The 21,322-nt window shown below is 60.9% G+C and carries 15 protein-coding genes; 2 read left to right on the forward strand and 13 right to left on the reverse strand.

Going from position 1 to position 21,322, the window contains the following annotated elements:
• Nucleotides 1-65 precede the first annotated feature (65 nt).
• Entirely contained in the window at nucleotides 66-518 is a 453-nt protein-coding gene (locus EJA72_RS21855) for a GNAT family N-acetyltransferase (protein ID WP_157713571.1), read from the reverse strand.
• A gap of 255 nt (nucleotides 519-773) precedes the next feature.
• On the opposite strand from EJA72_RS21855, the gene EJA72_RS21860 reads away from it, so the two are divergent.
• The gene (locus EJA72_RS21860; RefSeq protein WP_157713573.1) at nucleotides 774-1,511 is read left to right on the forward strand and encodes an ABC transporter substrate-binding protein; all 738 of its coding nucleotides are present in this window, start codon (nucleotides 774-776) and stop codon (nucleotides 1,509-1,511) included.
• 31 nt (nucleotides 1,512-1,542) lie between these two features.
• On the opposite strand, the gene yccS is transcribed toward EJA72_RS21860, so the two are convergent.
• The 9 genes from yccS to betI all read right to left on the reverse strand — a co-directional run bounded on the left by yccS (nucleotide 1,543) and on the right by betI (nucleotide 15,454).
• Nucleotides 1,543-3,726, reverse strand: coding sequence for a YccS family putative transporter (gene yccS / locus EJA72_RS21865; protein ID WP_157713575.1), 2,184 nt, complete (start codon nucleotides 3,724-3,726; stop codon nucleotides 1,543-1,545).
• A gap of 274 nt (nucleotides 3,727-4,000) precedes the next feature.
• Complete coding sequence (locus tag EJA72_RS21870; protein ID WP_157713577.1) at nucleotides 4,001-5,179, reverse strand: NAD(P)/FAD-dependent oxidoreductase; 1,179 nt, start codon at nucleotides 5,177-5,179, stop codon at nucleotides 4,001-4,003.
• Nucleotides 5,180-5,331: 152 nt separating this feature from the next.
• On the reverse strand, nucleotides 5,332-6,669 hold the full coding sequence (dbpA, locus tag EJA72_RS21875) for an ATP-dependent RNA helicase DbpA (protein WP_256679743.1): 1,338 nt from the start codon (nucleotides 6,667-6,669) through the stop codon (nucleotides 5,332-5,334).
• Nucleotides 6,670-6,774: 105 nt separating this feature from the next.
• Nucleotides 6,775-8,202, reverse strand: coding sequence for a multidrug transporter subunit MdtD (gene mdtD / locus EJA72_RS21880; protein WP_157713581.1), 1,428 nt, complete (start codon nucleotides 8,200-8,202; stop codon nucleotides 6,775-6,777).
• Between the two features lie 195 nt (nucleotides 8,203-8,397).
• Nucleotides 8,398-9,735 carry a TldD/PmbA family protein gene (locus tag EJA72_RS21885; RefSeq protein ID WP_157713583.1) on the reverse strand — a complete coding sequence of 446 codons (1,338 nt, stop codon included), beginning with the start codon at nucleotides 9,733-9,735 and terminating at the stop codon, nucleotides 8,398-8,400.
• On the reverse strand, nucleotides 9,735-11,177 hold the full coding sequence (locus tag EJA72_RS21890) for a TldD/PmbA family protein (RefSeq protein WP_157713585.1): 1,443 nt from the start codon (nucleotides 11,175-11,177) through the stop codon (nucleotides 9,735-9,737). Before EJA72_RS21890 ends, EJA72_RS21885 begins: the two co-directional genes overlap by 1 nt.
• A 294-nt stretch (nucleotides 11,178-11,471) precedes the next feature.
• Nucleotides 11,472-13,175: a choline dehydrogenase gene (gene betA, locus EJA72_RS21895; protein ID WP_157713587.1), complete on the reverse strand. Its 1,704-nt coding sequence runs from the start codon at nucleotides 13,173-13,175 to the stop codon at nucleotides 11,472-11,474.
• 152 nt (nucleotides 13,176-13,327) lie between these two features.
• A complete protein-coding gene (gene betB, locus EJA72_RS21900; protein WP_157713589.1) occupies nucleotides 13,328-14,800 on the reverse strand; it encodes a betaine-aldehyde dehydrogenase in 1,473 nt (490 codons plus the stop codon).
• A 60-nt stretch (nucleotides 14,801-14,860) separates the two neighbouring features.
• The gene (gene betI, locus EJA72_RS21905; RefSeq protein WP_157713591.1) at nucleotides 14,861-15,454 is read right to left on the reverse strand and encodes a transcriptional regulator BetI; all 594 of its coding nucleotides are present in this window, start codon (nucleotides 15,452-15,454) and stop codon (nucleotides 14,861-14,863) included.
• A gap of 381 nt (nucleotides 15,455-15,835) precedes the next feature.
• Between betI and EJA72_RS21910 the strand changes: the two genes are divergently transcribed.
• The gene (locus EJA72_RS21910) at nucleotides 15,836-17,785 is read left to right on the forward strand and encodes a BCCT family transporter (protein WP_372240732.1); all 1,950 of its coding nucleotides are present in this window, start codon (nucleotides 15,836-15,838) and stop codon (nucleotides 17,783-17,785) included.
• A 234-nt stretch (nucleotides 17,786-18,019) separates the two neighbouring features.
• Here the strand turns inward: EJA72_RS21910 and choV are convergent, their stop codons facing one another.
• The 3 genes from choV to EJA72_RS21925 all read right to left on the reverse strand — a co-directional run bounded on the left by choV (nucleotide 18,020) and on the right by EJA72_RS21925 (nucleotide 21,054).
• The gene (gene choV, locus EJA72_RS21915) at nucleotides 18,020-19,198 is read right to left on the reverse strand and encodes a choline ABC transporter ATP-binding protein (protein ID WP_157713594.1); all 1,179 of its coding nucleotides are present in this window, start codon (nucleotides 19,196-19,198) and stop codon (nucleotides 18,020-18,022) included.
• Nucleotides 19,195-20,040 carry a choline ABC transporter permease subunit gene (gene choW / locus EJA72_RS21920; protein WP_157713596.1) on the reverse strand — a complete coding sequence of 282 codons (846 nt, stop codon included), beginning with the start codon at nucleotides 20,038-20,040 and terminating at the stop codon, nucleotides 19,195-19,197. Before choW ends, choV begins: the two co-directional genes overlap by 4 nt.
• Before the next feature lie 66 nt (nucleotides 20,041-20,106).
• A complete protein-coding gene (locus tag EJA72_RS21925; RefSeq protein ID WP_157713598.1) occupies nucleotides 20,107-21,054 on the reverse strand; it encodes a choline ABC transporter substrate-binding protein in 948 nt (315 codons plus the stop codon).
• Between the last annotated feature and the right edge of the window lie 268 nt (nucleotides 21,055-21,322).

A 21,322-nucleotide genomic window follows, 5' to 3' on the forward strand; every position in this document is an offset into this window, starting at 1 on the left:
TCCCACATTGGATTTGCGTACGCCACAAATCAAATGTGGGAGCGAGCCTGCTCGCGATGGGGGCCTCAAGGACGACGCATCCCGATATGCGGAATACCATCCTCAACATACTCCTCACCCGCCACGACAAACCCGTACCGCCCGTAATACCCCTGCAAGTGCGCCTGGGCCGAGAGATAAACCGGCACATCGGGCCAGCGTTTTTCGGTTTGTTTCAACGCCTGGGCCATCAACTCATGCCCAAGCCCGGTGCCGCGCACGCCGGGGGCAATGATCACCCGTCCGATCACCACGTCGCCGCCCTGCAACTGCGGGTCGAGCAGGCGCAAGTAAGCCACCAGCCGATCCCCGTCCCAGGCCATCAAGTGGCAGGTGTCGCCCTCCAGGTCCTGGCCATCGATGTCCTGATACACGCATTTCTGCTCAACGACGAACACCTCGGCCCGTAACTGCAAAATGGCGTATAGCTGCTCTTTGCCCAGATCGTTGTGGTGTTTGCAGATCCAATCGACTGTCATCTTCACATTCCTTGACCAAGTCGTTCCGATACTAAGCGCCCGGGTGAAAGATGTCTTCAAGACGAAGAAATCTGTGACAAAGGCCAAAATGCCATCATTCATTTCGTGCGGCGTTGTCTTCTTTGTGTAATCTTCGATGACGCGCTTTGCAGTGGCTTCAATGAGCTAAGGTAAGACCGGAGTCATGTCGGTACAGAGCCTGAGAGTTTTGGCTGAAAACACGCCGGGCAGCCCGCCCGCTAAGGATTTTCTAGCATGCCGCGATTGCATCGAGCGTTTGCTTTGATTGGATTGCTGTTGCTGACTCAAAGCGCGGCAGCGGAAAAGCTGCGGCTGGTGGCCGATGCCTGGCCGCCCTTTACCGACGCCACGCTGGTCAACGGCGGATTGGCCACCGACATCGTCAGCACCGCGCTGGCCCGGGCCGGCTATGCCAGTGATTTCGAACAGGTGCCGTGGGCGCGGGCCTTGCTGGGGTTGGGCGAGGGCCGATACGACGTGTTGGTCAACGCCTGGTACACCGACGAGCGCACCAAGCTTGGTCAGTTTTCCGGCGAATACCTGCTCAATCGCGTGCGCTTTCTCAAGCGCAAAGACGCGCCCATCGAATTCAACAACCTGCAGCAACTGCACACCTATCCGATAGCGGTGGTGCGCGGGTACGCCTATTCGCCGGCATTCGATGACGACGCATCGATGCAAAAAATTCCGGTGCACAGCTTTGCCATGGCTGTGCGCATGCTCGCGGCCGATCGGGTCAAGCTAACCCTGGAAGACGAGTACGTCGCCCGTTACTACCTGGCCCGGGAATCAGCCAAGGTGCGCAACGCCGTAGAGTTCTTGCCCAAGCCGCTGAGCGAGAACAGCCTGCATATTCTGGTCAGCCTGAAGAACCCCAAGCATGAACAGATCGTCGCCGGTTTCGACCGCGAGATTGCGGCGATGAAGGCGGATGGGAGTTATGGGCGGTTGATGAAGCAGCATGGGATGTGAGTTTTTCCGATGAGGCCATCAGCCACACCTCTCAATCCTCACTCGTATCCTTGATCAAATGCGCCGCCAATGTCCGCAACGGCCCAAGCTGCCGACAGATCAACCCCAACTGCGTCTGCACCAGCCGCTGGCCTTCGTCGATCTCATCCGGCATCTGCTCCAGTTCGTTGGCCAGCGCCTCTTCCTCATCGCTCTGAATCGCAATCGGCGATTTGCTTGCCAGGCCCTGGGCGATTTCGTCGATGCTGGCGGCCAGCCTCACACCGGCACCGTCGATCAAATGCTCGCGGACGTCCGGTGGTAACGGGGTTTCCCGGTGGGCGCCCAGGCCGGACAAATAGCTGAGCAAGGTGTGTGACAGCACCAGGAAACGGAACCCGACGTCCGCCTCCTTACGGAAATGTCCTGGCTCCATCAGCATGTTGGCCAGTGTCGTCGACAACGCAGCATCCGCGTTATGGGCATTGCGCCGTGCCAGGCGATACGCGAGGTCGTCGCTTTTGCCGGCGGCGTATTGCTGCATGATCTGGCGCAGATAAATGCTGTTGCAGGTCAGGGTGTTGGCCAGCACCTTGTTCAGGCGTCGGCCCTGCCAGTCGGGCAGGAACAGGAACACCGCCAGCCCGGCGATCAGGCTGCCGAGTAACGTATCCATCAGCCGTGGCAGGAACAACCCGTAACCGTCGCCCACTTGGTTGAAGCAGAACAGCACCATCAAGGTGATTGCGGCCGTGGCCAGCGTGTAGCGGGTGGTGCGGTTGGTAAAGAACACCACGCCGGCGGCAATGGCGAAGCATGACTGGATCAACGGGTTCGGGAACAGGTCGAAAAGCGCCCAGGCCAGGGTCAGGCCGATGGCGGTGCCGATAATCCGCTGACCGAGTTTACGCCGTGTGGCGCCGTAGTTCGGCTGGCAGACGAACAGGGTGGTGAGGATGATCCAGTAACCCTGGGACGGGTGGATCAAATGCACCATGCCGTAGCCGATGCACAACGCCAGGGGCAAGCGCAGGGCGTGGCGGAACAGCAGCGAAGTCGGCGTCAGTTGAGTGCGCAAGCGCACCCACACATCGTTGAGGTTGCGCGGCGAGCGGTCGAGCAGGCTGCTGTCAGTGGCGTCGGCCAGGGCATCGGGGTTGCTGGCGTCGCTGAGCAAGCGGTCGAGTGTGCCGAGGTTGGCCGCCAATGCCCGCAACGACCGGAGCAAGCCGCGCCAGGCCGGGTTGCTCTGAATGCGCAGGTGTTCGAGGGAGGCGTGCAAATCACCCAAGGCCTCGGCGAAGCTCGCGTCATAGATGAATGGCTGGCGCATCTGGATCGACTCGGCCAGCGCTCGGCAGGCCTTGCCCTGCTGGCGCAGCAGGCGCTGACAGCGGAACAGCACGTCGCTGTGGAAAAAGGCTTCCGCCAGGGCGTTGTAAGGGTAGTGCGATGAGCTGGCGCGCTCGTGGATGTCCTGGGCCAGGAAATACAGCTTGAGGTAGCGGCTGACTTTCGAGCCCGGTCGACCATTGCCGACCCGGTGCAGAATGATTTCCTTGGCCGCGTTCAATGCCGCCACCACGCGACCGTTCTGTTGGGCCAGTTCCAGTCGGCGTGCTTCCACGTCCATCTGGCGGATCGGCTCGAACAACGACGATTTCAGCTTGAGGTAAAAACCCAGTTCGCGGAACAACCGCGCCAGGCTCTGCTGCACCGGCTGATTGGAAAACAGGGCTTGCCACAACACCGAGAGCAAGCCGTACCAGGTCGCGCCGGCCACCAGCAACACCGGCTCGTGCCAGAAATCGGTCACCGCGCCGCCGCGCTGGTCCACGCCGATCATGGTGTAGACCGACAGAATCAGCGTCGCCGAGGCAATCGCGCCATAGCGTTCGCCCAAGGCGCCGAGCATTGTCAGGCAGAAGGCCGCGAGGGCGAAGGCGATGATAAAAAAGACGGGGTAGGGGAACAGCAGTTCAACCGACAGCGCGGCGACGAGGAAACACACCAGCGTCACGGCCAGCGCATTGAGACGGCCCTGCCAACTGTCGTCGGTTTCGGCCAGGGCGCTGGCGATAATCCCGAGGAACAACGGGATCAGCAGCCCCATTTGATCCTGGTACCAACACACCGCCATGGTGCCGGTCAGGGCAATGAACACCCGCACGCTGTAGCTGAATTTATCCAGCGCCCAGAGGCGACGCAGAGACTGACTGAACGAGGTCGATGACATGAAGTGCGAAGGCCTTCCGAGGCAATGCCGCTAAATTGAGCCAGTAATGACGCCGACGCAATGGCGCCGATCACATCTGACAGCAAAATCTGTTCCTTCCTTGTGGCAACCTCAGGCTTGCATCGTCCCCTGTGGCGAGGGAGCTTGCTCCCGCTCGGCGGCGCAGCCGTCGTAAATCCTGCGCAATGAGTGTGTCAGGCTGACCGTGGTGACAGGTGTTGGGCCCGCTTCGCAGGCCAGCGGGAGCAAGCTCCCTCGCCACAAGGTGCGCTTGTCAGACGAATTGCGCAGCCGCGTACCCGGAAGCCCAGGCCCACTGGAAGTTGAAGCCGCCCAGGTGCCCGGTCACGTCGAGCACCTCGCCGATGAAGTACAGGCCAGGGCTTTTCAGCGATTCCATGGTTTTCGACGACACTTCGTTGGTGTCGACGCCACCCAGGGTCACTTCGGCCGTGCGGTAGCCTTCCGTGCCGGCCGGCACAACTTTCCAGCTCGCCAGTTTTTCGGCGATGTCGGCGATTTCCGCGTGGGTGTATTGCTTCATCGGTTTGGAGACGAACCAGTTGTCCGCCAGCAAGTTGGCCATCTTCTTGGTGAAGAGTTCACCGAGCAGGGTTTTCAGCTCGCTGTTCGGGCGTTCGGCCTGCTGCTGTTGCAGCCAGCTCGGCACGTCGTGGTCCGGCAGGAGGTTGATCTCCACCGTATCGCCGGATTGCCAGAACGACGAAATCTGCAAAATCGCCGGGCCGCTGAGGCCGCGATGGGTAAACAGGATGTTCTCGCGAAAGCTCTGGTCGTTGCAGCTCACCAGGCAATCCACCGACGTGCCGGACAGTTCGGTGCACAGCTCCTTGAGCTGATCGGTGATGGTAAACGGCACCAGGCCGGCGCGGGTGGGCAGCAGGTCGTGCCCGAACTGCTTGGCCACTTGATAGCCGAAACCGGTCGCGCCCAGGGTCGGGATCGACAAGCCACCGGTGGCGATCACCAGCGATTCGCAGGTCAACTGGCCGAGCGTCGTGTCCAGCAAGTAGCCGTTTTCGAGCTTCTCGATGGTCTGGATCGACGTGTCCAGGTGCAGGCTGACGCCGACCTGATCGCATTCGTTGAGCAGCATTTCGAGGATGTCGCTGGATTTGTTATCGCAGAACAATTGGCCGAGCTTTTTCTCGTGGTACGGCACGCCGTGTTTGGCGACCATTCCGATGAAATCCCACTGGGTGTAGCGCGCCAGTGCGGATTTGCAAAAGTGCTCGTTTTGCGAGAGAAAATTGCCCGGTTCGGTGTACATGTTGGTGAAATTGCAGCGGCCGCCGCCCGACATCAGGATTTTCTTGCCAGCCTTGTTCGCATGGTCGATCAACATGACGTTGCGCCCACGCCCGGCGGCGGTCAGTGCACACATCAACCCTGCGGCGCCAGCGCCAATGATCACGACTTCGGTAGAGCGCAAAACGGTGTCCTCACACAAAACTGATGCGGTCCCTGTAGGAGCGAGCTTGCTCGCGAAAAACCTGAGACCGCTGCGGGGTGTCAGGCTTTCAGCGTGATCGTTGACGACCATCGCGAGCAAGCTCGCTCCTACAGGGGGGAAGTGCGTTGTTCTTACAGGATACGCACGCGCAGCGAGCGGCCCTTGATCTTGCCATCGTTCAGACGTTGCATGGCCTGCTTGGCAACTCCGCGTTCCACGGCCACGTAGGCCTGGAAGTCGAAGATCGCGATCTTGCCGACCTGGGCACCCGGAATGCCGGCATCGCCCGTCAGTGCACCCAGGATGTCGCCCGGACGCACTTTGTCTTTACGGCCAGCGCCGATGACCAGGGTGCTCATTTGCGGCAGCAGCGGGCCACCGCCCTGGGATTTGAGGTTGTCCAGCTGATCCCAGCTCAACGGCGACTTCTGCAGCAGTTCGATGGCCTGGGCGCGGTGCGCTTCGGACGGGGCAACCAGGCTGATCGCGATCCCTTTCTCACCGGCGCGGCCCGTACGGCCTACACGGTGAATGTGGATTTCCGAATCACGGGCCAGCTCGACGTTGATCACCATGTCCAGTGCATCGATGTCGAGGCCACGCGCGGCGACGTCGGTGGCTACCAGTACCGACGTACTGCGGTTGGCGAACATTGCCAGTACCTGGTCACGGTCACGCTGTTCCAGATCGCCGTGCAGGCCGACGGCAGAGATGCCTTTGGCGGTCAGGTGATCAACGGTTTCCTGAACCTGCTGCTTGGTGAAGCAGAAGGCCACGCAGGACGCCGGACGGTGATGCGCGAGGACTTTGACCACGGCGTCCATGCGCTCTTCCGGAGAAATCTCGTAGAAGCGCTGCTCGATCTGCGTGTCGTCGTGGAACGCTTCGGCCTTCACTTGCTGCGGGTTGCGCATGAACTTGGAGGCCAACTGCTTGATGCCCACCGGGTAGGTGGCGGAGAACAGCAGGGTCTGACGGCGTTCCGGGCACTGGGCAATGATTTCTTCGATGGAATCGTAGAAACCCATGTCGAGCATGCGGTCGGCTTCGTCGAGGATCAGCGTGTTCAGGCCGTGCAGTATCAGCGAACCCTTGCGCAGGTGCTGCTGGATACGACCCGGGGTGCCGACGATGATGTGCGCGCCGTGCTCCAGCGAGCCGATCTGCGGGCCGAAGGACACGCCGCCGCACAGGGTCAGGACCTTGATGTTGTCTTCGGCGCGGGCCAGGCGACGGATTTCCTTGGCGACCTGGTCAGCCAGCTCGCGAGTCGGGCAGATAACCAGCGCCTGGCAACCGAAGAAGCGCGGGTTGATCGGATTCAACAGGCCGATACCAAAGGCCGCGGTCTTGCCGCTGCCGGTTTTGGCCTGGGCGATCAAGTCCATCCCCTTGAGGATCACCGGCAAGCTTTGCGCCTGGATCGGCGTCATCTCGGCATAACCCAAAGAGTCGAGGTTAGCCAGCATGGCGGCGGACAGCGGCAAAGTATTAAAAGCGGTGGCGATGGTGGTCACGGGACTGGCCTGCAAAACAAAATGTCGCGCAGTGTACCAGCCCAGTGGCCATTCGCCCTAAGGCTCTATGTGCTCTTCCGGACGCTTGACGCGCCGTCCGTCTTCTCTCGACAGTTGCGAGAAGATGGTCGCAGCCAGCATCGCCATGATTCCGACCGTCACGAAGGTCAGCTGGAACGCGCCCAGAATCGTGTCCACGCCATCATTTCCGACCTCCGCAGTGAACCCGCCGAGGAGGGCGCCCGCGCAAGCAACCCCGAGGCTCAAGGACAATTGTGCAACCACCGACAGCAAGCTGTTGCCGCTGCTGGCGCTGGCGTCGTCGAGGTCGATGAGCGTGACGGTGTTCATCGCGGTGAACTGCAGCGAGTTGATCGCGCCGAGAATCGCCAGCATTCCCAGCAGCAGCCAGTACGGCGTTTGCTCGCTGACCAGGCCCATGCTCGCCAGCATCAGCCCCAGGGCCAGGGTGTTGCCGGTCAGCACGATCCGGTAGCCGAGGCGCTCGATCATCGGTCGCGCGACAGACTTGGCGACCATCGCCGCCGCCGCCAGCGGCAACATGCTCATCCCGGCCTGGGACGGCGAATAACCCAGCGCGACTTGCAGCAGCAAGGGCACGAGAAACGGCAGGGCGCCACTACCGAGGCGGGCGAACAGGTTGCCGAGGATGCCCACGGCGAAGGTTCGGGTCTTGAACAGCGAGGGCGCAAACAGCGGATTCTCGATGTGCCCCGCGCGCAACCAATACGCCGCCAGGCACGCCATGCCGCCGAACAGCAACAACATCACCCGCAAGTGCGGCAGGTGCAGTTCGCCCAGGCCTTCCATGGCGATGGTGATCAGTACCATCGCCGCGCCAAACAGCAAAAAGCCCAGGCTGTCGAAGCGCGTGCGTTCACTGCCGCGCAGGTCGGGGATGAACCGCCACACCGCGTAGCAGCCGATGGCTCCGACCGGCAAGTTGATCAGGAAGATCCAGTGCCAGGTCAGGTATTCCACCATCCAGCCGCCCATGGTCGGGCCGATCAAGGGGCCGAGCAGGCCGGGAATGGTGATGAAACCCATGATCCGCACCAGCTCCGAACGCGGGTAAGCGCGCAGCACCACGAGCCGGCCGACGGGCAGCATCAGCGCGCCGCCCAGGCCTTGAATCACCCGGGCACCAATCAGCAAGCTCAGGCTGCTCGACAGCGCGCAGAGCAGCGAGCCGATGCTGAACAACAGGATCGCGCCGAAGAAGATTTTCTTGGTGCCGAACCGGTCGGCGATCCAGCCCGAGGCGGGGATCAGCAAGGCGACGGTGAGCATGTAGGCGATGATCACGCCCTGCATGCGCAACGGGTCTTCCGCCAGGTCGCGGGCCATGGCCGGCAGCGCGGTGTTGAGGATCGTCCCGTCGAGGGACTGCATGAAGAAAGCAATGGCGACGACCCACGGGACCCAGCGGGCGGTGACAGCGTCGAGAGGTTGGCGATTGGGCATGGGACCTCATGTCGGTCGGAATTTATGCAAGGTCATGGCTGGCACTGACCTCTGTGGCGAGGGAGCTTGCTCCCGCTCGGCTGCGAAGCAGTCGTAAACCCTGAGAATGCGGTTTAACGGGTAAACCGCATGTACCGGTTTGGGGTCGCTCTGCGACCCAGCGGGAGCAAGCTCCCTCGCCACAGGGTTTGGTGTTTACAGGGTCAAGGTGAGTCGGCTGATGAGCGCGCCCGGCAACAACGCCGAAGCCGTGGCCCGTTGGCTGTAGGTGCTCGCCGAGAGCAACAACTCGCGCTCCTCGGTCAACGCTTCCAGCTGCGAACCCAGCAAACTGTAGGCGCTGTCATCAAAGCGCATGGTGCTGACCGGCGCCTGTATCTCGCCGTTTTCGACCCAGAACGTCGCGAACCGGGTCATCCCCGTCATGCGTGCCATCGGCTGATCCGAGTAGTTCAGGTACCAGAGATTGCTGATGTACAAACCGGTGCCCAGTTGCTTGAGAATCTCTGCATCAGGCAAGGTCCCGGCCGCCATGTTCAACGCGCCCGGCATTTCACCGCCGCTGGCACCGTTGGCCGTCAGGCCATACTCGGCGGCACTGCGCGAACTCACCATTTGCGCACCGGCTTTACCGCCGACGATCAACGCCAGATCACTGCGCGGATAGCCTTCGCCGGAAAACGCAGGACTCAATGAGCCGCTGACTTTTTCGTCCAGCGATACCAAGGGGCTGAACGCATTGTCGCCGCCGTAGAGCTTCTGCAGCGGGCTGCTCTTGCTGGCAATCGACTGCGCCGAGAAACCGCCCCAGGACAGCATGCCCATGATTTCTTCCAGTGCCGCCGGAGCCAGGTACGCGCGGTATTGACCCGGTGCCAGCGTGCGCAGCGGCCGACCCAGAAACGCCAATTGCTCGCGCGCCTGCTGGAAGCGTTTGGCGAACGCTTCACTGTTCCAGTCGTGCCCGGCGAAGCTGGCCTTCACCGCCTGGCCGTTTTCGTGGAACAGGCTGAAATCGAAGTTGAAGCTGTTGGCCTGATGCCAGCCGAACGCGCCCGAGGAACTGGCGAAGCCACGGCTGATCGGGCCGGCGGCGTAGAAACCCACCAGGTCCAGCCCTTCGGCAGCCTGGGTGATTTCGGCCACGACCTGCTCGGTGTCCGGCAGCGGATGTTCCTGCACACTCTTGCTCTGCCAACCGGTGTAGTTGAGCAGCAGGTACGGATCCTGCGGCAACAACGGCAAGGTGTCGCGCAGCTGCTGCAGGCCTTCGGCCAGCCGCTGAAGGTCAACTTGCGCGTCGCCCGACAGCGTGATGTCGAGGTCGGCATGCCGGCCCTCGTTGATCAGTTTGAAACCGATGCTCGCCTGCTGCACCTGCCCGGCCTGACGCACCTTGGCGTGATTGAAACGCACAAAGGCCGAGAACTCGGCGGCGTAGCTGAGGGTGAACTGTTCCGGCTCGCGAATGGCCTCGCGCAGCCAGTTGACCAAGGCCTTGAACGCCTCGACCTGATTTTTTGAATCGCTCATCAGGCGTCTCCCCCAAACACATCCACGTTGCTGAACACACAGGCCGGCGACGCATGGCCGACGCGGATCACCTGGTTCGGTTCGCCCTTGCCGCAGTTCGGCGTGCCGAGCACCTTGAAGGTGCTGGCGTCGCCCACGGCGCTAAGGCTTTTCCAGAACTGTGCGGAAATCGCCCGGTAGTTCGGGTTCTTCACCACGCCTTTGAGTTCGCCGTTTTCGATCAATTGCGCCCATTCGCAACCGAACTGGAATTTGTTGCGCGCATCGTCGATGGACCACGAGCGGTTGGTGCTCATCAAAATACCGTGCTCGATGTTGCCGATCAGTTGCTCCAGCGGCTGATCGCCGGGCTCGATGTTCAGGTTGGCCATGCGGTCGATGGGCGGACGGTTCCAGCCGCAGGCGCGGCTGTTGGCGACGCCGTCCAGGCCGGCACGAAACTGCGACAACGCACCGCCCAATGGCCGCATCAACAGGCCTTCCTTGATCAGGAACTGCTTGCTGGCAAGCGTGCCGTCGTCGTCATGGCCATAACTGGCGAGCTGCTCGGGAATGTCCGGGTCGAAGGTCACGTTGAGCAGTGTCGAGCCGTATTGCAGGTGGCCGAAGTCCGCTGCCTTGACGAAACTGGTGCCGGCGTAATTGCGCTCATCACCGAGGATGCGATCCAGCTCCAGCGGGTGACCGATGGACTCGTGGATCTGCAGCATCATCTGATCGGGCATCAACAACAGATCGCGCGGCCCTTGCGGCGTGTTCGGCGCCAGCAGCAATTGCAGCGCCTGATCAGCGACCTGCGGTCCGGCACCGACCAGGCCACAACGACTGATCACATCGGCGCCGCCTTGCTGGCCGAAGTTCTCACGGCCCAGGCTGCGAGTCTGGCTGTCGTTGCCGTCGTAGGCCGTGACGTCCAGGCCCGGGTAGACGAAGCGTTGTGCCTGGCGCAGCTCGGCGCCTGCGCTGTTGAGGTAGATCTGCTCGACGTGGGTGATGCCGATGCTCACTTGCCAGTTCACCAGACGCTCGTCCTTGGGCACCGAAGCGGATTCGGCGCCGAGCAATTGGTAGCAATCACTGAGGGACGGGAAGGGCTGGTCGAGGTTCGGCGAAAAATAGTCGGCGCGGTCGCTGGAAACGGCTTGCTCGCGCAAGTCGAGCAACGCGTGAGGTTTGAGTCGACGGGCTTGCTGCTCGGCGCGGTCGAGGGCGGATTGCAGGCCCTGTTGCGACAGGTCGTTGGTCGCGGCGTAGGTTTCAACGCCGTTGACTCGCACGGTCAGCATGGCGCCTTCGTCCCGGCTCAGGCTTGGAGGTTCGGCAACATTCTTGCGCACCGACAGGTACTGGCCGGATTCGCGCACATAACGCAGCGAAAAGAATTCAGCGCCCGTGCGCAAGGCAGCGAAACGCTGCTTGAGCTGGGGGTGGAAATCGAACATTCGGGAACCTCCTTGGTAGGGAGTGGCGGTGCAGCGGTGTTGCGAAAGGGGAGGGGTGAAACGTTTGCGTGGCGCTAGATTAGGCTTGCGCGGGGAGGGATATCAAGGGCGGAGCGGCGTGGGGAAGTATTACGAGGATATGCCAGATGGAAATGTGTTGCTGGGTCGGGCCCCATCGCCGGCAAGCCGGTCTCACTCCCACATTTGATCTTCGGTGTTCACAGAATTTGTATTCACCGAAGATTCCCTGTGGGAGCGAGCCTGCTCGCGATGGCCGTGACGCGGTGTCAAGCCTTACTGAGCCGTAGGACCTACTTCCCGCAACGGCTTGCCACGCACCGGTGCATCACCGGCCACGAAGTAATCGGCGGTGCTGCGCGGCAATGGCTTGCGGCCACGGATCTTGTCGGCGATTTTCTCGGCGATCATGATCGTTGGCGCGTTCAGGTTGCCCGTGGTGATGATCGGCATGATCGACGCATCCACCACACGCAGGCCTTGCATGCCGTGCACGCGACCTTCGCCATCGACCACGGCCATCTCGTCGGTGCCCATCTTGCACGAGCAGGACGGGTGGAACGCGGTTTCGGCGTGTTCACGGATGAACTGGTCGAGCTGCTCATCGGTTTGCACGTCGATGCCCGGGCTGATTTCGCGGCCACGGAACGCGTCCAGTGCTGGCTGTTGCATGATTTCACGGGTCAGGCGGATGCCGTCGCGGAATTCCTGCCAGTCCTGCTCGGTAGCCATGTAGTTGAACAGGATGCTCGGGTACTCGCGCGGGTCCTTCGACTTGGCCTGGATGCGACCGCGGCTTGGCGAACGCATGGAACCCATGTGTGCCTGGAAGCCGTGTTCTTTCACGCCGTTGCTGCCGTTGTAGTTAATCGCCACCGGCAGGAAGTGGTACTGGATGTTCGGCCAATCGAATTCCGGGCGGGTACGGATGAAGCCGCCGGCTTCAAACTGGTTGCTGGCGCCGATGCCGGTGCCGTTGAACAGCCATTCGGCGCCGATGGCTGGCTGGTTGTACCAGAGCAGCGACGGGTACAGCGAAACCGGTTGGGTGCACGCGTATTGCAGGTACAACTCGAGGTGGTCCTGCAGGTTTTCGCCGACGCCTGGCAGGTCGTGAACCACCGGGATGTCGAGTTTGTTCAGCAGTGCGGCCGGGCCGACGCCGGAGCGTTGCAAAATCTGCGGCGACGCGATGGCGCCGGAGCACAGCAGCACTTCCTTGCGGGCACGGACTTCGACACGCTCTTCAGCGGCGCCGATCAGGTAACGCACGCCGACCGCGCGCTTGCCTTCGAACAGGATCTTGTCGGTCAGGGCGTGGGTGACAATGGTCAGGGTCGAACGCTTTTTGGCGACGTCCAGGTAACCGCGCGCGGTGCTGGCGCGACGGCCTTTGGGCGTCACGGTGCGGTCCATCGGACCAAAGCCTTCCTGCTGATAGCCGTTCAGGTCTTCGGTGCGCGGGTAACCGGCCTGCACGCCGGCTTCGACCATGGCGTGGAACAGCGGGTTGTTGCCGGCTTTCGGCGTGGTCACGCTGACCGGACCGTCGCCACCGTGGTAGTCGTTCGGGCCGATGTCGCGGGTTTCCGCCTTGCGGAAATACGGCAGGCAGTTGAGGTAGTCCCAGTCTTCAAGACCTGGCAGTTTCGCCCAGTTGTCGTAGTCCATGGCGTTGCCGCGGATGTAGCACATGCCGTTGATCAGCGAAGAGCCACCTAGGCCCTTGCCGCGACCGCATTCCATCCGACGGCCGTCCATGTGTGGCTCTGGATCGGTTTCGTACGCCCAGTTGTAGCGACGACCTTGCAGCGGGAACGCCAGGGCAGCCGGCATTTGTGTGCGGAAGTCGAAACGGTAATCCGGGCCGCCGGCTTCGAGCAGCAGGACGGTGACGCCGGCGTCTTCGGTCAGACGGGTCGCCAGGGTGTTACCGGCCGAGCCGGCACCGATGATGATGTAATCGAATTCTTGGGACATTGAATGCACCCTCTTTGAAGTTGGTTCAGGTCTGGCCATGGCGAGTGCTGCGCACTCGATCGCCAGCAGGCTGGCTCCCACATTGGAATGCGTATTCCTGTGGGAGCCAGCCTGCTGGCGATGACGGCCTCGCAGGCGAAGCGGATATCGCCTTAGAACACCGAGGCGTAGTCGCCCAGTTCGACCTGTACCGATTTGATGCGGGTGAAGTTGTTCAGCGAGCTGATGCCGTTCTCACGGCCCACACCCGATTGCTTGTAACCGCCGACCGGCATCTTCGCGTCGGACTCGCCCCAGGCGTTGATCCAGCAGATACCGGCTTCCAGTTGATGAATCACGCGGTGAGCACGGTTCAGGTCCTGGGTCACGACGCCTGCGGCCAGGCCGAAGTCGGTGTCGTTGGCGCGGCGGATCACTTCTTCTTCGGTCTCGTAAGTCAGGATGCTCATCACCGGGCCGAAGATTTCTTCGCGAACGATGGTCATCTCGTCTGTGCAGTCGGTGAACACGGTCGGGGCCACGAACGCGCCCTTGGCGAATTCGCCTTCGGTCAGACGGCCGCCGCCGCACAGTACGCGAGCACCTTCTTCCTTACCTTTTGCGATGTAGCCCAACACGCTTTCCATGTGGGCGAAGCTGACCAGCGGGCCGAAGTTGGTGTTTTCGTCTTCCGGGTTGCCGACGCGGATGCGTGCAACGCGCTCGACGATCTTGGCTTCGAACGCCGCTTTCAGGTGGCTCGGGACGAACACGCGAGTGCCGTTGGTGCAGACCTGGCCGGAGCTGTAGAAGTTGGCCATCATCGCGGTGTCGGCGGCGCGATCGAGGTCGGCGTCGTCGAAAATGATCAGCGGGGATTTGCCGCCCAGTTCCATGGTCACGTCTTTGAGCGACGACGCCGAAGCGCTGGCCATGACCTTCTTGCCGGTGTCAGTGCCGCCGGTAAAGGAGATTTTTTCAATGCGGGGGTGCTCGGTCAGCCAGGTGCCGACTTCACGGCCGCTGCCGGTCAACACGTTGAACACGCCGGCAGGCAGGCCCGCTTCGGTGTAGATCTCGGCCAGTTTCAGCGTGGTCAGGGAAGTGACTTCGCTTGGCTTGAAGATCATCGCGTTACCGGCCGCCAGGGCCGGTGCGGATTTCCACAGCGCGATCTGGATCGGGTAGTTCCACGCGCCGATACCGGCCACGACGCCCAGCGGTTCGCGACGGGTGTAGACAAACGACGTGGTGCGCAGCGGGATCTGCTCGCCTTCGATGGCGGGCACCAGGCCTGCGTAGTATTCCAGCACGTCAGCGCCGGTCACGATGTCGACGTACTTGGTTTCGGAGAATGACTTGCCGGTGTCCAGGGTTTCCAGGGCAGCCAGTTCATCGTTGCGCTCGCGCAGGATGTCCACGGCGCGACGCAGGATGCGCGAACGCTCCATGGCGGTCATGGCGGCCCAGATTTTCTGGCCCTTTTCAGCGCTGACCACGGCACGCTCGACGTCATCGAAGGTGGCGCGCTGTACTTTTGCGAGGACTTCACCGTTCGCCGGGTTGATGGCTTCGAAGGTGGCGTCGCTGCCAGCGTCGGAGTAACCGCCATCGATGTAGAGTTTTTGCAGTTCGAAACGGGCCATAAAGTCCTCGCAAGTGCATAAGTGGTTGGCGCGTCCGGGTGTCGAGCGTTCTGTTGTGCTCTAACTCACCCGCTTGGCCAGTTGGAAATCCATGTATTCGTAAGCGATCCGGTGCGCCTGCTCGGTGTCGAAAGCATCTCCGGACAGCGCGCCGCGCAACCACAAACCGTCAATGAGGGCTGCCAGGCCCCGGGCTGCACTGCGCGCGTCATCGAGCGGCAGTACGCGGCGGAACTGGCAGCACAGGTTGGAATACAGACGGTGATCGTTGATCCGCTGCAACCTGTGCAAAGACGGGTGGTGCATGCTGGTGGCCCAGAAGGCCAGCCAGGTTTTCATTGCCGGGCCATTGACCTGGCTGGCGTCGAAGTTGCCTTCGATAATCACCTGCAGATGCGCCCGCGGGCTTTCATCTGTCAGCGCCTGACGGCGTGCGGTGACGTTCTCGGCGAGGACACTCATCAGGTACTGCGCCGTGGCAGCGATCAGGCCGTTCTTGTCCTGAAAATAGTGACTGATGATGCCATTCGAGACACCGGCCAAACGGGCGATCAGCGCAATGCTGGCGTCCCCCATTCCGACCTGATCGACGGCCAGCAAGGTGGCTTCGATCAATTGCTGGCGACGGATGGGTTGCATACCGACCTTGGGCATCTTGCACATCTCCTTAGGCCTTCCGGCAGACGTCAAACGGCTACCGGGTTGAAGGCCAGTCTATTTTGTTTTGATTGAACGTTCAATCAACAAAGAATAAGCTCTGCGACAAATCGTCGCTGCGTGCTGAATTTTCCTACGCGTAGCGGCGAATAAATCGACTTCCGAAACTGCTCGAAACCTACGCGCCACGGCGTTCCAAGGGCTTCGGGCTTTTTTCGGGCTGTCTTTATATCACCCACTGGTCGGCTGCCCACTAACCGATTAGTCGGGTGGCTCGTTTGCCTTGCGTTCTTCTCTCGCACTGCCCGGAGCTTCTGTGCCATGAGTTCTGCCTCTCTTATAAAGACCCCACCCGATAAGGTGACGGTCAACGGTTGGGTGTTCTACACCTCTACCGCGTTGATTCTGTTGCTGACCGCCATTCTGATCATCGCCCCGCAAGAGGCCGGCAGATTGCTCGGCATTGCCCAGGCCTGGCTGTCCCGCAGCTTTGGCTGGTACTACATGGTGGTGATTGCCGCCTACCTCGTATTCGTCGTTGGCCTGGCGTTTTCGTCCTACGGCAAACTCAAACTGGGCAGTAAGGACGACACCCCGGACTTCAGCTACGGCGCCTGGGCGGGGATGCTCTTCTCGTCGGGTATCGGCATCTCGCTGCTGTACTTCGGTGCTTCCGAGCCGCTGGACCATTACTTCAATCCGCCGGAAGGCGTTTCGGCCAGCAACATGGCCGCGCGTCAGGCTGTGCAGCTGACGTTCCTGCACTGGGGCCTGCATGGCTGGGCGATCTACGCGTTGGTCGGCCTGGCCGTGGCGTACTTTGCTTACCGTCATAACCAGCCGCTGGCATTGCGTTCGGCGCTGTATCCGCTGGTGGGCGAGCGTTGGGTCAAAGGCGCGGCCGGTCATGCGGTGGACGGCTTTGGCATGTTCGTGACCCTGCTGGGCCTGGTGACGAACCTGGGGATTGGTTCGCTGCAAGTGTCTTCCGGGCTGGAAAACCTGTTCGGCATGGAACACAGCAACACCAACCTGCTGATCGTGATCATCGTGATGAGCACGGTCGCGACCATTGCTGCCGTGTCCGGCGTGGAAAACGGTATTCGCCGCCTGTCCAACCTGAACATCGTGCTGTTCAGCGGTCTGCTGATTTTCGTGCTGCTGTTCGGCCCGACCCTGCACTTGCTTAACGGCTTTGTGCAAAACATCGGTGACTACTTGAACGGCGTGGTGCTGAAGACTTTCGACCTCTACGTGTACGAAGGCGACAGTGAGAAGTCCGACCGTTGGTTGGGCCTGTGGACCCTGTTCTACTGGGCCTGGTGGATTTCCTGGGCACCCTTTGTAGGCATGTTCATCGCGCGCATTTCCCGTGGTCGCACGGTGCGTGAACTGGTCGCCGGTGTGCTGCTGATTCCGCTGGGTTTCACCCTGGCGTGGCTGTCGATCTTCGGTAACTCGGCCCTCGACCTGGTGATGAACCATGGGGCGGTGGAGCTTGGGAAGACGGCGCTGGAACAGCCGTCCATGGCGATCTACCAGTTGCTCGAGCATTACCCGGCGTCGAAAGTGGTGATCGGCGTGTCGATTTTCGTCGGTTTCGTGCTGTTCCTGACCCCGGCGGATTCCGGCGCGGTGATGATGGCCAACCTTTCGTGCAAGGGCGGTAACGTCGACGAAGATGCCCCGCACTGGCTGCGGATCTTCTGGTCGGCGGTGATCACGCTGGTGACCATCGGCCTGCTGTTCGCCGGTAACTTCGAAGCCATGCAAACCATGGTGGTGCTGGCCGGCCTGCCGTTCTCGGTGGTGCTGGTGTTCTTCATGTTCGGCTTGCACAAGGCCATGCGCCAGGACGTGCAGATCGAACAGGAGCAAGCGGAACTGGCCGCACGCGGCCGTCGTGGTTTCAGCGAGCGGTTGACGCAACTGGACTTGCAGCCGAACCAGTCGATCGTTCAGCGCTTCATGGACAAGCAAGTCAGCCCGGCGCTGGAAGATGCGGCGACGCAATTGCGCGCTCAGGGGTTGAACGTGCAGACGCTGCTGGGTAAATCGAAGCGTTGCATGGGCGTGCGGATTGACCGGGAAGAGGGCAATCCATTTGTCTACGAAGTGAGCCTGGATGGTTATCTGGCCGCGGCGAGCGAAACGGTGTCGGCTGAAAGCGCCGATGAGCCCCGCGCGCGCTACTACCGCGCCGAGGTGTATTTGCACAACGGCAGCCAGGACTACGACTTGATGGGCTTCACTCAGGATCAGATCACCCGTGACGTGCTCGATCAGTTCGAAAGCCATCGGCAGCTCCTTGGCCGGGTTTATAGCTGAGTTGTGAAGTGATGCGGTAAAGCTGTTGTGGCGAGGGAGCTTGCTCCCGCTCGGCTGCGAAGCAGTCGTAAATCCGGATAACGCGTTCTTTCTGAAGTACTGCGGTGTAAGGTTTTGGGGTTGCTTCGCAACCCAGCGGGAGCAAGCTCCCTCGCCACATTCAGCCTTTCAAGCTGAATATCTGTACTAACAAAAACGCCGCGATCCTCTCGCGGCGTTTTTGTGTCTGTTGCCTTACCCCAGGTTCTTGCCGAGTAGCGCGTGATACAACTCGCTGTCGCCGAGAATCCCCACCACTCTGTTGTTGTCGTGCAGCACCAGCTTGTTACCGGTGTGATAACGGATCTGCAGCGCATCGCGCATGCCGATGTTTGAGTCCACCAGCGTCGGGCGACGACCCAGTCCTTCAACCGCTTCCCCCGGGGTCCAGTTTTGCAGGTCCAGGCTCGCGCCGTTCTGGCGTGCGCCCTTGATGGTGTTACCTTCGGCCAGGTCCAGCCACGAATCGCCGCCCGGATCGAGGCAGACCGAACCGTTGATGCGTTTGCAGTTGTCCAGTGTGCGCATCAGGCTGCGACCGCACAGCACGTTCAGCGGATTGGTGTGGGCCACGAAGGTCCGCACGTAGTCGTCCGCAGGGTTCAGGACGATTTCTTCAGGCTTGCTGTATTGAATGATCCGGCCGTCTTTCATGATCGCGATGCGACTGCCGAGTTTCAGCGCTTCATCGAGGTCGTGGCTCACGAACACGATGGTTTTGTTCAGCTTGCGTTGCAGTTCCAGCAGTTCGTCCTGCAGGCCCTGGCGGATCAAGGGGTCGAGTGCCGAGAACGGTTCGTCCATCAGCAGAATGTCGGCGTCCATCGCCAGTGCACGCGCCAGGCCCACACGCTGTTGCATGCCGCCGGACAGCTCATCGGGCTTCTTGTTGCGCCATTGGGTCAGGCCCACCAGCTCAAGTTTTTCATCGACGAGTTTCTTGCGTTCTTTCTCCGGGCGCCCCTGCATTTCCAAGCCGAAGCTGATGTTTTCGCGCACGGTCAGCCAAGGCATCAGGGCGAACTTCTGGAACACCATCGCGATGCGCTTGGTGCGCATCATTTTCAGTTCGGCGTCGGAGCAGGCTGCAATGTTGATCTGCTTGCCTTCGTGCTCGACAAACAGCTTGCCGCGGCTGACGGTGTTGAGGCCGTTGATGCAACGCAGCAGGCTGGACTTGCCGGAGCCGGACAGGCCCATCAGCACACAGATTTCACCTTTTTCGATATCCAGGCTGGCCTTTTCGACCCCGACGATCTGCCCGGTCTTTTTCAGGATCTCGCTGCGGGTCAGGCCTTGATCGAGAAGTTTCAGCGCCTCGCGCGGATCTTTAGTGAAGATTACGTCGACGTCTTCGAAGCGAATTATGCTCATGCGTCACCCCCTACTTTAGCGTCGGGTTGTTTGCAGATACGGTCGAGCATGATCGCCAGCAGTACGATCGCCAGGCCCGCTTCGAAGCCCAGGGCGATATCAGCAGTGTTCAGTGCGTTGACCACCGGTTTGCCCAGTCCGTCGGCGCCCACCAGTGCCGCGATCACCACCATCGACAACGACAGCATGATGCACTGGGTGATGCCGGCCGCGATGCTTGGCATGGCGTGGGGCAGTTCAATCCTTGTGAGCAGTTGGCGACGCGAGCAGCCGAAGGCTTTGCCGGCGTCCATCAATTCTGCAGGGACATCGCGGATGCCCAGGTAGGTCAGGCGGATCGGTGCGGCAATGGCGAACACCACCGTGGAGATCAGGCCCGGGACCACACCCAGCCCGAAGAGGGTCAGGGTAGGAATGAGGTAAACGAAGGTCGGTACGGTCTGCATCAGATCGAGTACCGGACGCATTAAAGTGTAGAACATCGGCTTGTGCGCGGCGACGATGCCCAGCGGCACGCCGATGACCACGCAGACCAGGGTGGCGAACAACACCTGGGCGAGGGTTTCCATGGTTTCCTGCCAGTACCCCAGATTGAGGATCAGCAGGAAGGAGGCGATGACGAAAACGGTCAGGCCCCATTTGCGTTGAATGAAGTGTGCCAGTAGTGCAATGAGGCCGATCAATGCCAGCGGGTTGAACCAGGTCAGCGCAAAAGTCACGCCGTGGATCATCGTTTCCAGTGTCACGGCGATTGCGTCGAAGGTGCTGGCGCCGTGTTGCGTCAACCATTCAACGAAGCCCGCGATGTACTGGCCTAGGGGTATTTTCTGATCAATCAGCATGGTAGTGAACGTCCGCATGCAAGGAAATAAACAGCCCGGGCGAGCACGCTCGCCCGGCGTAAGCGATTACTGTGCGAGCTTGGCTTTCACGGCCTCCAGGCCTGGTTTACCGTCAATGGTGGTCACGCCAGCGAGCCAGGTATCGAGCACCTGTGGATTCTTTTTCAGCCAGGCCTTGGCGGCCGCGTCAGGCTTCATCTTGTCGTCCAGGATGTTGCCCATCAGCGAGCTTTCCATGTCGACGGTGAATTCGAGGTTTTTCAGCAGTTGGCCTACGTTGCTGCACTCTTGGGTATACCCCTTGCGGGTGTTGGTCGCAACGGTGGCGGCACCGAAGTCAGGGCCGAAGAAATCATCGCCACCGGTCAGGTACTGGATTTTGAAGCGCTTGTTCATCGGGTGCGGTGCCCAGCCGAGGAACACCACGGCGGTATCGCGTTTCTGGGCTCGGTCGACTTGCGAGAGCATGCCTGCTTCGCTCGACTCTACGACTTTGAAGCCGGCGTCCTTGAGGCCGAAGGCGTTCTTGTCGATCATGGTCTGGATCAGACGGTTGCCGTCGTTGCCTGGCTCGATGCCGTAGATCTTGCCGTCCAGTTCCTTCTTGAATTTGGCGATGTCGGCGAAGTCATGCAGCCCTTTGTCGTACAGCGCTTGCGGAACAGCCAGGGTGTATTTGGCGCCGGTGAGGTTGGTGCGCACGACATCCACAGTGCCTGCATCACGGTAGGCCTTGATGTCGTTTTCCATGGTCGGCATCCAGTTGCCCAGGAAAATGTCCATGTTCTTGCCGTCGGCCAGGGACTTGTAGGTTACCGGCACGGAAATCATGGTGGTCTTGGTCTTGTACCCCAGGGCGTCGAGCACGACGCTGGTGGTGGCAGTTGTCGCGGTGATGTCGGTCCAGCCGACATCAGAGAAGTTGACGGTACTGCACTGAGCGGGTTCAGCAGCTTGAGCCAGTAACGGCAGACTCAGCATGGCGGCCAACAACAACGACGGGGAACCTTTCATGGATGGACTCCTTGGTGTTTTTTTTGGCAGTGTTCCGACTGGACCACCGCACTTATAGGTTGCGGTTGGATGGCGTTCTGGAGACAGCTTTACCACGGCGCCTTGCAATCGAGTCGATACGATCATGTACCAGTGAAAATCTGACGCCTACAGGGTGCGTCGTAACCAGTACAGGGATGGTCGCATCCAGTGTCGGTGACGTCGTTTACAGATTTTTTCAGCCCCCTTTACCCCTCTGAGCCGCAAAAAAACGGCGAAAACATAGCGT

It is taken from the genome of Pseudomonas sp. PB120 (assembly GCF_009761815.1).
Taxonomy (GTDB): Bacteria; Pseudomonadota; Gammaproteobacteria; order Pseudomonadales; family Pseudomonadaceae; genus Aquipseudomonas.